We start from the raw sequence: 276 nt of genomic DNA on the forward strand, positions 1-276 counted from the left end.
CTTTCCACATAGGAAACAATCCATGCTGCCGGTACACAAATACTGGCATAAAGCAGCCCTGCGAGCAGAAGCGCAGGCATATAGCGGAATGTATTCGACCCGATCTCATAAGCATTGCTAACCAGTTCAGGCAGAGCAATCGTGAAACAAAGCGAGGTTCCCTGAAAAATCAGGATAGCAAAGGCCAAGAGTGCCGGAAGTGCGACACGCAAAGCTTGCGGCAACAAGACAAAGCGCAGTTCATCCAAGGCACTGAACCCCATTGCCTCTGCAGCT

Annotated in this window: 1 protein-coding gene; it reads right to left on the reverse strand. The window is 50.7% G+C overall.

Annotated features, from left to right (window positions below; all coding sequences use genetic code 11):
• The coding region (locus tag HBA93_RS21015) for an ABC transporter permease family protein (RefSeq protein WP_502910166.1) at positions 1 to 263 on the reverse strand (263 nt) is incomplete at its 3' end.
• Positions 264 to 276: the final 13 nt, after the last annotated feature.

The organism is Ochrobactrum sp. SFR4, assembly GCF_019730395.1.
Lineage (GTDB): Bacteria > Pseudomonadota > Alphaproteobacteria > Rhizobiales > Rhizobiaceae > Pseudochrobactrum.